Annotated in this window: 10 protein-coding genes and 1 riboswitch; of the genes, 5 read left to right on the top strand and 5 right to left on the bottom strand. The window is 74.3% G+C overall.

The features are described from left to right. Positions 1 to 28: 28 nt before the first annotated feature. A riboswitch (ZMP/ZTP riboswitch) is annotated at positions 29 to 112 on the bottom strand. Positions 113 to 292: 180 nt separating this feature from the next. Beyond that, the gene (locus tag KYT88_RS13125) at positions 293 to 1,942 is read left to right on the top strand and encodes an alpha-amylase family glycosyl hydrolase (RefSeq protein WP_043586125.1); all 1,650 of its coding nucleotides are present in this window, start codon (positions 293 to 295) and stop codon (positions 1,940 to 1,942) included. 40 nt (positions 1,943 to 1,982) lie between these two features. Then, positions 1,983 to 2,483 (top strand): hypothetical protein, encoded by a 501-nt coding sequence (locus KYT88_RS13130; protein ID WP_043586127.1) that lies wholly within the window; start codon positions 1,983 to 1,985, stop codon positions 2,481 to 2,483. A gap of 30 nt (positions 2,484 to 2,513) precedes the next feature. Here the strand turns inward: KYT88_RS13130 and KYT88_RS13135 are convergent, their stop codons facing one another. Then, on the bottom strand, positions 2,514 to 3,371 hold the full coding sequence (locus KYT88_RS13135) for a LysR substrate-binding domain-containing protein (protein ID WP_043586167.1): 858 nt from the start codon (positions 3,369 to 3,371) through the stop codon (positions 2,514 to 2,516). 156 nt (positions 3,372 to 3,527) lie between these two features. Between KYT88_RS13135 and KYT88_RS13140 the strand changes: the two genes are divergently transcribed. Next, the gene (locus KYT88_RS13140; RefSeq protein WP_051629338.1) at positions 3,528 to 4,994 is read left to right on the top strand and encodes an MFS transporter; all 1,467 of its coding nucleotides are present in this window, start codon (positions 3,528 to 3,530) and stop codon (positions 4,992 to 4,994) included. Here KYT88_RS13140 and KYT88_RS13145 read toward each other — a convergent pair. Continuing rightward, the gene (locus tag KYT88_RS13145) at positions 4,903 to 5,934 is read right to left on the bottom strand and encodes an aldo/keto reductase (RefSeq protein WP_043586129.1); all 1,032 of its coding nucleotides are present in this window, start codon (positions 5,932 to 5,934) and stop codon (positions 4,903 to 4,905) included. The genes KYT88_RS13140 and KYT88_RS13145 overlap by 92 nt on opposite strands. A gap of 117 nt (positions 5,935 to 6,051) precedes the next feature. Here KYT88_RS13145 and KYT88_RS13150 point away from each other — a divergent pair, with 117 nt between their 5' ends. Further along, complete coding sequence (locus tag KYT88_RS13150; RefSeq protein ID WP_043586131.1) at positions 6,052 to 6,726, top strand: metal-dependent transcriptional regulator; 675 nt, start codon at positions 6,052 to 6,054, stop codon at positions 6,724 to 6,726. 21 nt (positions 6,727 to 6,747) lie between these two features. Here KYT88_RS13150 and KYT88_RS13155 read toward each other — a convergent pair whose 3' ends face one another. From KYT88_RS13155 to KYT88_RS13165, 3 genes are all read right to left on the bottom strand, one after another. Beyond that, the gene (locus KYT88_RS13155; protein ID WP_043586133.1) at positions 6,748 to 7,998 is read right to left on the bottom strand and encodes an Nramp family divalent metal transporter; all 1,251 of its coding nucleotides are present in this window, start codon (positions 7,996 to 7,998) and stop codon (positions 6,748 to 6,750) included. Between the two features lie 130 nt (positions 7,999 to 8,128). Next, positions 8,129 to 9,058 carry a Cof-type HAD-IIB family hydrolase gene (locus tag KYT88_RS13160; protein ID WP_043586135.1) on the bottom strand — a complete coding sequence of 310 codons (930 nt, stop codon included), beginning with the start codon at positions 9,056 to 9,058 and terminating at the stop codon, positions 8,129 to 8,131. Positions 9,059 to 9,201: 143 nt separating this feature from the next. Beyond that, positions 9,202 to 10,506, bottom strand: a complete 1,305-nt coding sequence (locus KYT88_RS13165; protein ID WP_043586137.1) for an MFS transporter — start codon at positions 10,504 to 10,506, stop codon at positions 9,202 to 9,204. Between the two features lie 77 nt (positions 10,507 to 10,583). On the opposite strand from KYT88_RS13165, the gene purU reads away from it, so the two are divergent. Next, positions 10,584 to 11,456 (top strand): formyltetrahydrofolate deformylase, encoded by an 873-nt coding sequence (gene purU, locus KYT88_RS13170; RefSeq protein WP_043586139.1) that lies wholly within the window; start codon positions 10,584 to 10,586, stop codon positions 11,454 to 11,456. Positions 11,457 to 11,519 lie beyond the last annotated feature (63 nt).

Genomic DNA, 11,519 nt, shown 5'->3' on the forward strand with positions numbered 1-11,519 from the left:
CTCCTTGAGCACGGTGGACGAATGGATGCGTCGTGGCCCAGGCGTACGGCCACCAACCGTGTGAGTCGCTCCCCGATGGTGACCCATCCGAACGCCAGTCGCGACGGGTCCGATCCTACCCGGGCGGGCGCGCGCCCGCGAGGTGCGCGGCCGCGCACGACGCGCGCGTGCCTGGCCGCCGAGCGAGGAGATGCGAAGTGCACGAACGATCCAGGGGGTCCCGGGGCCCGCCCGCCCGTAGGATCAGGTGGTCGGGCGACGGTGCCCGCCGGATGCGGAGGAAGGACCGAGCATGGGGAGCGCAGCGCTCACGACCGATCCCGCGGAAGGCGGACGCGACCGCGACGACGCGCGCGCGGACGACGCGCCGACCGACGAGGACCGCGCCCCCGCCGACCCGGCATCCGCGCCCCCGTTCGACCGGGACGCCATCGCCGCCGACCTGCGTCCGCTCGTGGGTGACGAGGCCGACGCGCTCGCGGACGCGCTGGCCGCCGACCTCCGTGCGGCGCGCCCCCGCCGTACGCCGACCGACGGGTCCCCCGCCGGCCTCGACCTCGACCGCCGCACGGGCGGCGTCTGCTACGTCGACCGCTACGCCGACGACCTGCGGGGCCTCGCCGCGCGGATCCCCGCCCTCCGCGACCTCGGTCTCACGCACCTGCAGATCAGGCCGGTCGCCGAGCCGGACACCGATGACGACCCCGACCCCGCAGCGCTCCTGGCGCCGGGCGTGCGCGTGCGGGCCGGCCTCGGATCCGCGGCCGACCTGGGCGACCTCGCCGACGCGCTGCACGACGCCGGCTTCACGCTCGCGGTCGACCTCTCCCCCGCCGACGCCGACGCGCCCCTCGCCGACCGGATCCGCGGCGCCGTCCGCGAGGCCGTCGCCCTCGCCGCCGTCGGGGCAGACGTGGTCCGGGTGGATCCCGCCGACGCCATCGGCGAGCGCCCCGACGCCGACAGGGCCGCCCTCCTCCGCGTGATCGCCGCCCTCGGTCGCCGCGTCTCCCCCGCGCTCGCGCTGGCCGTCGCCGCCGATGCCGCCCCTTGCGGATCCGCCGAGCTGCTGGACGGCGACGCCGTGCGCCTGGCCGACGACCCGGCGCTGACCGGGCTCGTCTGGGAGGCGCTCGCCACCCGATCCGCCGCCCTCCTCGCGCGCGCCCTCGAGCGCCGCGGCGACGTCCCCATCGGCTCCGCCCGCACCGCGCGCGTCCGCAGCCACGACGCCCTCCGCTTCGCCTTCGACGACGACGACGCGCGCACCCTCGGCATCGACCCCGACGAGCACCGCCGCTTCCTCGCCGAGTACCACGTGGGCGGGTTCCCGGGCAGCCACGCGCGCGGCATCCGGCACGCCGACGGCGCGGTCGCCGGCACCACGGCGTCCCTCGCGGGCCTCGAGCAGGACGACCCGGGCGCGGTCGAGCGGATCCTGCTCGCCCACTCCATCGCGCTCAGCACGGGCGGCCTGCCGCTCATCGTGCTCGGCGACGAGGTCGGCCAGCTCAACGACTACGGGTACGACGACGTCCCCGCCCACGCTGACGACAGCAGGTGGGTGAACCGCCCGCTGTACCCGTTCGAGCGCTACGACCAGCGCGACGACCGCACCACGAGCACGGGCGCCATCCACGCCGGGATCCGCCGGCTCGTCGCGGTCCGCCGGGCCACGCCCGCGCTCGGCGGCACGCGCGTCGTCGGCTTCGACGCGAACGACCCGCATGTGCTCGGCTACCAGCGCCCGCACGAGGACGGCACGGTCCTCGTGCTCGCGAACCTCGGCGACGAGCCGGCGACGGTCTCCGCGGAGACGCTCGGCGGCTTCGCGGAGCACGCCGTGGACCTCGTGCGCGACGAGCGGCTCCGCCTCACCAAGGGGATCGTCCTCAGCCCGCGCACGTTCGTCTGGCTCCAGGCGACTCACGACCTCGCGTGACACACTCGCGGTCACTGGCGGGTCGGCACGGAGGAACGGCATGAGCGACGAGGGACGCGGCACGGACGAGCCCAGGGAGGGCGCGCGCGCCGCATCCGGGTTCGCCTGGCCCATGTGGGTCAACATCGGCTGGATCGCGCTCGGCGCGTGGCACGTGCTCGCTCCCGTCAACGACGCGTCCGGCTGGCTCGGCATGTTCCAGATCGGCGTGGGCGCGTTCGGCATCATCGCCTCGCGCCGCCGCGCGCGGCGGCTCGCCGAGGAGGAGGCCGAGGCGCTGCCGCTCGAGGAGGCCACTCGGATCCCCGCCGACGTCGACGACGAGCGCGCCCGGCTCGACGAGGCCGCCGCCGCGCACGCGGAGCTGGACGCCCGGCTGCGCGCGCTCGCGATGCAGCTCGAGCAGCCAGGCACACCCGGCGCGGATCCCGACAAGCCCGAGCCGCCGCACCAGCCGACCGGCCGGGGCCGCGGCCGTGGGCGCAAGGACCGCGCGCGCGAGGCCTGGCCCGACGACCTGCCGCCCGTCGCCCGCTGGTAGCCGCGGCCACCGCTCGTCGACTGACGCCGATCAGCTCGCCCGCGTCACCCCGCGCGACATGATCGCCGAGGTCAGCGCCTCGATGGACGCGCGCGGCCCGGCCGGGTTGTCCATCAGCACGTAGTCGACCTCGTCGAGCTCGGGCAGGCCGAGGCGCGAGGTCACCTTCACGAGGTCCGTCGGGATCAGCGCCTGCGGCAGCACCGCCACGCCCATGCCGGCGCGCACGGCGGCGAGCACGCCGTTCACGTCGCGGGTGCTGCACGTGATCCGCCAGGTGCGGCCCTCCCGCTCGAGGGCGTCCATCGCCATCTGCCTGCTGATGCTCGGTGCGCGGTAGGCGATGAGCGGCACGGTCGCGCCCGGCTCCACGAGCGTGCGCTCGAGGCCCACCCACACCATGCGGTCGCGGCCCACGAGGCGCGCGCCCGGCTGCTCGTCGACCGTGGTCTTGGTCAGGATCAGGTCGAGCTGGCCCGCGAGCAGCCGCCGGTGCAGCGGGCCGCTCTGCGTCACCGTGAGCTCCAGCTCGATCTGCGGGTGCAGCTGCCGGAAGTGGCGGAGGATCCGCGGGAGCTGCGTGATGGCCAGGTCGTCCGCCGTGCCGAAGCGCAGGCGGCCGCTCACCTCGGATCCGCCGAAGTAGCTCTCCGCCGCGCGGTGCGCCGCGAGGATCGTGCGCGCGAAGCCGGCCATCGCGTCGCCCGCGTCGGTGAGGCGCATGGCCCGGGTGTCGCGCGCGATGAGCGTCCGGTCGACGGCCCGCTCGAGCCGGCGCACCTGCTGGCTCACGGTGGGCTGGCTGATCCCGAGCCGCGCCGCCGCCTGCGTGAAGCTGCGGGTGTCGGCGACGGCGAGGAAGGTCGCGAGCAGGGTCGGGTCGAGCACGGCGCCTCCCGGCCATTCGAATGCGTGATGCCACTCATCATGTCGAGACGGGATCCGAATGGGAAGCCCGCGGGTAGCGTCGATGACGGCTCGACGCCGAGCCGCATCCATGCAGAACCGACGCCACCCATACGCAACCGCCACCGCAGGAACACCGTGACCCCGCCGAACGCCTTCCCCCCGACCGCCCCGCTCCCGATCCAGACCCGGCGCCCGCCATGGCGCCACACGCTCATCGCCCTGAGCGTGCCGAACTTCCGCCGGTTCACGGCCTCCAACGTCATCGCCATGACCTCGGGGTGGATGCAGCGCATCGCCCAGGACTGGCTCGTGCTCGAGCTCACCGGCAGCGTCACCGCGGTCGGCATCACGGTCGCGATGCAGTTCGCGCCCATGCTGTTCTTCGGCCTCCTCGGCGGCGTCATCGTCGACAGGTGCTCGAAGCGCATGCTCATGATGATCACGCAGGGCACGTACGCGATCCTCAGCGCGCTGCTCGCCGTGCTCACGCTCTCGGGCGCGGTCGAGGCGTGGCACATCTTCGCCATCGCGTTCGCGACCGGGCTCGTGACGGTGATCGACAACCCGGCCCGGCAGGTGTTCGTCACCGAGATCGTGGGGCAGCAGCACCTGCGCAACGCGATCAGCGTCAACTCGTCGGTGTTCCAGCTCGGCGGCATGGTGGGGCCCGCGCTCAGCGGGGTCCTGCTGCTCGCCGTCGGCGCCGGCTGGTCGTTCGCGATCAACGCGCTCGCGTGCGTCGTCGTGGTCCTCACGCTGTGGAGCCTGAGGACCCGCGACCTGATCCGCATCCCGCCCGCCCCGCGTCGCCGCGGCCAGCTCGTGGAGGGGCTCAGGTACGCGCGCTCCAAGCCGACCATCCTCTGGCCCGTCGTGCTCGTGGCGGTGTTCAGCGTCTTCGGCCTCACCATGCCGGTGCTCCTCGCGGCGTTCGCGAGCCAGGTCTACGACGTGGGCGCGGGCGGCTACGGCTTCTTCAACTCGATGGTCGCGATCGGCGCGCTCACGGGCGCGCTGCTCTCGACCCGCCGCGCGACCGTGCGGCTGCGGACCATCGTGGTCGGCGTCGGGATCACCGGCCTGCTGCAGGCGGCCGCGGGGCTGATGCCCGGGATCGCGCCGTTCGCCGTGCTGCTCGTCACGGTCGGCATGGCGTCGCTGCTCTTCCAGACCGCCGCGAACTCGCTCGTGCAGCTCTCCAGCAACGTGGCCATCCGCGGGCGCGTGATGAGCGTCTACGTGCTCGTGCTGCTCGGCGGCCAGGCGATCGGCGGGCCGCTCATGGGCGGGATCGTCGAGGCGTGGGGCGTGCACGTCGGCATGGTCGTCTCCGGCGGGATGCCGGCGCTGGCCGCCGCGGTCGTGGCCGTGATCCTCGCCCGCCGCGGGCAGCTGACCCTCGAGGTCGTGGTGCGCCGGCACGTGCCGCGCATGCGGATCACGCCCCGGGCGCCGGGTGCCGGCCGTCCCCGCGTCGACGGGGCGGACGAGGGGACGACCGGCGGCGGGATCAGCCGCGCACGTCGATCGCGCGGTGGCGCTGCTGCACGCCGGCCGGGCCGTACGGGTAGTCGGACACCACGGGCGCGCTCACCGCGCTGAGCGACGCGATCTCGTCGGCCGTCAGCTCCAGGTCGGCCGAGGCCATGTTGTCCTCGAGCTGCTCGACGGTGCGGGCGCCGAGGATCACGCTGGTCACCGCCGGCTGCGCCTCGAGCCACGCGAGCGAGACGCGCGCGGAGCTGGATCCGTGGGCGTCGGCGATCCGGCGCACCTCCTCGAGGATCGCCCATGTGCGCTCCTGGCCGTTCCGCGGCGTGAAGGCCTCCATGCCGCGCTCCGGGTCCTCGCCGAGGCGGGTCGCGCCGGTGGGCGTCTCGTCGCGGCGGTACTTGCCGGTGAGCCAGCCGCCCGCGAGCGGCGACCAGGGCAGCAGGCCGATGCCCGCATCCAGCGACGCCGGCACGATCTCCGACTCGATCTCGCGCACGAGGAGCGAGTACTGCGGCTGCAGCGTCACGGGCGGCGTGTACCCGAGGGCCTTCGCGAGCCCGACGGCCTTCGTGAGCTGCCACCCCAGGTAGTTCGAGAAGCCGTAGTACGAGATCTTGCCGGCGCGCACGGCGTCGTCGAGGAAGCGCAGCGTCTCCTCGAGCGGGGTCACGGCGTCCCAGGCGTGCATCTGGTACAGGTCGATCGTGTCGACGCGCAGGCGGCGGAGCGAGTCGTCGAGCGCGCGGGTGAGGTGGCGGCGCGATGTGCCGACGTCGTTGTTCCCCTCCCCCATCGGGAAGCGGCCCTTGGTCGCGACGACGAGCTGGTCGGCCTCGGCCGGGTGCGCCTTCAGCCAGCGGCCGACGATCTCCTCCGAGACGCCCGACGTGTAGACGTCCGCGGTGTCGATGAACGTGCCGCCGCCGGCGACGTACGCCTCGAGGATGCGCCCCGAGGTCTCCTCGTCGGCCTCCGCGCCGAAGGTCATGGTGCCGAGCGCGTAGGTCGAGACGACCGCGCCGCTGTTCCCGAGATTCCGGTACTGCATGTGGTTCCTCCATCGGATCCGCCGCGGGCGTCCCTGCCCGCGGTCCCGTCCAGCTTGCACCGCCCGGGCGCGCAGCGTGACCGCGGGCCTCCCCGCGCCGCTCGGTACCATGGCGGCATGTCCGTCGACGAGCTCTCCAGCGCCGCGCAGGACTACCTCAAGCTCATCTGGTCGGCGACCGAGTGGACCGACCAGCCGATGACCGTCAGCCGGCTCGCGGAGCGCCTGGGCGTCCGTCCCGCCACCGCGTCCGACGGCATCCGCCGCCTCACCGCGCAGGGCCTCGTGGAGCACCGGCCGTACGGCAGCATCGAGCTCACCGACGACGGCCGCCGCCACGCGATCCAGATGGTGCGCCGCCACCGCCTGCTCGAGACGTTCCTCGTGGAGGTGCTCGGCTACGGCTGGGACGAGGTGCACGACGAGGCCGAGGTGCTCGAGCACGCGGTCTCCGACGACTTCGTGGCGCGCATCGACCAGCACCTCGGGCACCCGTCGCGGGATCCGCACGGCGACCCCATCCCCTCGGCCGACGGCGAGCCGCACCTGCCGGACGCGACCGTGCTCGCGGACGCCGTCGCCGACCGGCCGATGCGCGTCCGGCGGATCTCGGACGAGGACCCGCGCCTGCTGCGCGAGCTCGCCGAGCACGGCATCGGGCTCGACGCGACGCTCGTGCGCGAGGCCGCATCCGGCTCTCCCGGCGCCGTGCGCGTGACGGTGGACGGATCCGCGGCGCGGCCGCTCACGCCCGCGGCCGCCTCCGCGGTCTGGGTGTCCGACGCCGACTGACGCCCGGTCGACCCGCGTGCGTCAGCCCGTGAAGGTCAGCACCACGAGCGCGACGTTCAGCACCACCACGAGCGACACCGCGACCCACGCCGCGATGCGCGTGATCGGCCGGTCGACGTGCGCGCCCATCACGCGCCGGTCGCCCGTGAGGCGGATCAGCGGGACGAGCGCGAACGGGATCCCGAGGCTCAGCACGACCTGGCTGATCACGAGCGCGGTGGTCGGGTCGACGCCGATCGCGAGGATCGCGAGCGCCGGGATCAGCGTCACCACGCGCCGGGCGAGCAGCGGCACCTTCACGTGCAGCAGGCCGCCCATGATCGCCGCGCCCGCGTAGGCGCCGACCGACGTCGACGCCAGGCCCGACGCGAGCAGCCCGACCGCGAAGACGACGCCGACGACCGGTCCCAGCGACGCCGTGATGGCCGCGTGCGCGCCCTCGATGGAGTCGGTGCCGGGCACGCCGCCGAGGCTCGCGGCGGCGATGAGGAGCATGGAGATGTTGACGGCGCCGGCCACGGCGAGCGCGGTGATCACGTCCCAGCGCGTCGCGCGGAGCAGCCGTCGGAGCACGCCGTCGTCGGTCTGCACGCCGTGCCGGTCTCGGCTCAGAGACGAGTGCAGGTAGACGGCGTGCGGCATGACGGTCGCGCCGAGCATGCTCGCGGCGAGCAGCACGCTGTCCGGCCCGTCGAAGCGCGGCACGAGCCCGCCCGCGATGCCGGATCCCGACAGCGGGCTCACGACGAGGCCCGTGAGGAACCCCACCGTGATCACGAGGAGGAGCGCGCCGATCACGAGCTCGAACGGCCGCTGCCCGTGCCGCGACTGCACGGCGAGGAGGCCGATCGAGATGAGTCCGACGATCACGCCGCCGGCGACGAGCGGGATCCCGAACAGCAGGTGCAGCGCGATCGCCCCGCCGATGACCTCAGCGAGGTCGGTGGCCGCGGCGATGAGCTCGGCCTGCACCCAGAACGCGCGGCGGCGCGTGGTCGGCAGCCGCTGGCCGAGCAGCTCCGGGAGGCTGCGGCCCGTGACGAGCCCGAGCTTCGCCGACTGGTACTGCACGAGCACGGCGATGGCGTTCGCGGCGACGAGCACCCACACCAGCAGGTAGCCGTAGCGCGCGCCCGCGGTGAGGTTGGCGGCGACGTTGCCGGGATCCACGTACGCGATGGCCGCGACGAACGCCGGGCCCAGCAGGAGCACGAGCCGCGGGCCGGTGACGGGCCGACGCGCGCGGGCGCGCTCGGGGGCGGTGCGGGTCATGGCGGCCTCTCCGTCGAAGTGTTAGCCGAGGCTAACATCCGTTCGCGCACACGCGGAAGGGCCCGTCCGGAAGCGGACGGGCCCCGAGGGTCCTGCGGGTCGCGCGGGGGGCTGCGAGCGCCCGCGCGGATCAGCTCGCGGTGCGGCCCGGCGCGAGGAACGCGGAGTCGTCATCGGCCTCGCCGCGCACGATGCGCACCCACTGCGCGAGGAGCGCGGCGCCCGCCTCGTCGTGGATGAGGTCGCCCGCGGTGAGCACGGGGTACGGCGTCGCGGGGATCCCGTCGGCCGGCCGCACGTCGACGTGCGCGACCTCGTGGCCGTTCTCGTGCAGCCAGCGCGCCATCGCGTAGTCGGTGCGCGAGTCGCCGACCGTGCGCCAGCGCAGCGGCAGCGGGCCGCTGTCGGCCAGCAGCTCCAGGGCGCGAGCGGCGCCGAGGTCCTTGCCGAGGCGGATCGACTCGACGTCGGTCGAGATGATCGTGGGATCCACGCGCACCTGCACCTCGCCGTGCGCGTCCGGCACCTCGACGCCCTCGAGCACCGAGCCGAGCCCGTGCGCCGTGAGGATCTCGACGGCGCGCGCGTCGAGGTCGGGCTGCAGCCGGAGGTAGTCGGCGGACGAGACGCTCGTGAGCTGCTCGACCGAGACCATCGCGTGCTTGGTGGTGTCGAAGAACATCGAGTCGGCGAAGCGCTCGGCGACGAGCCGCTCCATGTCGCGCATGTACGCCTCCGGCAGCGCGAGCGACCGGTCGACGTGCACCTCGCCCGCGCCGTCCGCCGTGATCGAGAACCAGGACGCGCCCTTCTCGCAGACGGCATGCACGCGGGCCCCCGCGGGGAGACCTGCCGCGAGCAGCGGGCCGACGACCTGCTCGCGGATGAAGGCATCCGAGCGGCCCGTGTTGAAGACGACCGGGACGCCCGCGGCCGCGAGCTCCACGAGGTCGGCGGCGATGCTCGGGATGGCGAGGGTGCGGGTGATCGGGCTGGCGATGGGTCCGTCGACGTCGAGGAGGAGGCCGAGGGGCGCGGGGGTCGTGGTCACGGCTCCCATCCTCCCGCAGGCCGAGGGCGCCCCGATGCGACTGGGGACACCGACGGCCTCCCGCAGGCCGAGGGCGCCCCGATGCGACTGGGGACACCGACGGCCTCCCGCAGGCAGGAGGCACGCCGATGCGACCGGGGAGGTCGGACGGATCAGGCAGCCTCGCGCGCGGCAGCCGCGCGACCCCGGGCGGCCCGGCCCGCGGATCCCACGACGAGCGCGACCGACACCGCCATCACCGCGAGGAACGCCCCCGGCAGCGACGCGATGCCGAACCCGTCGAGCAGCGCGCCGCCGACGAGCGCGCCGCCGCCGATGCCCACGTTGAACGCGGTCGTGTAGAAGGAGCTGGCCGTGTCGCGGAACGACGGGTGCGCGGCGTGCAGCATGCGCGTCTGGAGCAGCGTCGGGATCGCGCCGAACGCGAGCCCCCAGAGGAGGAAGCCGGGGATCGCGACGGCCCAGAGGCCGGGCACGAACGCCAGCGCGCTGACGCCCGCCGCCGCCGCCCCGAGGCCCGCGAGCACGCCCAGCTGCGGTCGGCTCGCGAACACGGTGCCGGCGATGAGGAGCCCGACCGCACCAGCGATGCCGTAGCCGAAGAGCATGGCGCTGAGCTGCTGCTCGGGGATCCCCATCACGCGCGTGACGAACGGGTCGACGTACGTGTAGAAGCCGTAGTGGCCGATCATGATCACCATCGCCGTGAGGCACACGAGCAGCACGCCGCCGAGGCCCTGCCCGGCCATGCGCTGCCGGATCCCCACGCGACCTCCCGCGGGCGCGTCGACCGGCGCCTCACGCTCGGGCCGCCCGACCGCCGGCAGGAACCGCCACACGAGCAGGATCCCCACGAGCGTGAGCACGCCGATCCCCGCGAACGCCGCCCGCCAGCCGAACGCCTGCCCCGCCGCGGTGCCGACCGGCACGCCGAGCACGAACGCGAGGCTGCCGCCGCCGACCGTGAGCGCGACCGCCCGCCCGATGAGCGCGGGCGGCACCAGGTGCGCCGAGTACGCGCCGACGACCGCCCAGAACAGGCCGTGCGCGAGGCCGCCGAGCACGCGCGTCGCGGTGACGAGCTCGAACGTGGGCGCGATGGCCGTGAGGAGGTTGCTCGTCGCGAAGACGGCCAGCACCGCGAGCAGCAGCGCGTGCCGCGGGACCCGGCGGGTGAGGGCCGCGAGCGGCGCGCTGGAGACGACCACCGCGACCGCGAACACCGAGACGAGGAGACCGACGCGCGACTCCTCGACGCCGAGGTCGCCGCTCATCTCGCTGAGGAGGCCCGTGGGCAGCATCTCGCTCGTGACGCTGAGGAACACGCACGCGGCGAGCGTGAGGATCCCGACCCAGGGGAAGCGGAAGGACGGGTCGACGCCCGGTCGCGGGCGGCGCCGTCCGGCACGCTCGGCGCGCTCGAGGTCGGGCAGGAAGATGGGGGAGGTGTTCGTCATGGGACCTGAGGGGACGTGACGGCGGGAGTGCTCCCGGGGCCGGCGGGATCCGCGCAGCCAGGGAATAGCCTAGACGGATGACCGACCAGGCCACCCCCGCGCGCGCGCCGCACCGCGTACTCGTCTTCTCCTGCGACGACCGCCCGGGCATCGTGCACGCCATCGCGGGCGCGATCGTCGAGGCCGGCGGCGACATCACCGAGTCGCAGCAGTTCTCGAGCGCCGACACGGGCCGCTTCTTCATGCGCCTGCAGATCCAGAGCGCGGCCGACGACGACCGGCTGGCCGACGCGCTCGCCGCCGTGGTCGAGCGGTACGACGCGACCTGGCACCTCGACGAGGTGGGCCGGCGGCTGCGCACGCTCGTTCTGGGATCCACCGCCGAGCACTGCGTGAACGACCTGCTGTTCCGGCAGCGCGCGGGCCAGCTGCCCGTCGAGATCCCCCTCGTCCTCAGCAACCACGGGAGGCTCGCCGACCTCGCGGGCTTCTACGGCGTGCCGTTCGAGCACGTGCCCGTCACCGACGACGCGTCGAAGCGGGCGTTCGAGGAGCGCGTGATCCGCGCGGTCGAGGAGCACGACATCGAGCTGGTGGTGCTCGCGCGCTACATGCAGATCCTCTCCCCCGAGCTCTGCGCGCGCCTCAGCGGCCGGATCATCAACATCCACCACTCCTTCCTGCCCGGCTTCAAGGGCGCGAACCCCTACAAGCAGGCGCACGCGCGGGGCGTCAAGCTCATCGGCGCGACCGCCCACTTCGTCACGAGCGACCTCGACGAGGGCCCGATCGTGGAGCAGAACGTCGTGCGGGTCGACCACTCGCGCAGCGCCCGCGAGCTCATGGCGATCGGCCAGGACGAGGAGTCGCGCACCCTCACGCAGGCCGTGCGCTGGTTCGCGGAGCACCGCGTGCTGCTCGACGGCGCGCGCACGATCATCTTCCGCTGACGCGCGCTGAGCGCAACCGCCGCGGACGCCACGAGGGGGCGGGCGCCTCACGGCACCCGCCCC

This window comes from Clavibacter sp. A6099 (genome assembly GCF_021919125.1).
In the GTDB taxonomy this organism is placed as follows: domain Bacteria; phylum Actinomycetota; class Actinomycetes; order Actinomycetales; family Microbacteriaceae; genus Clavibacter; species Clavibacter seminis.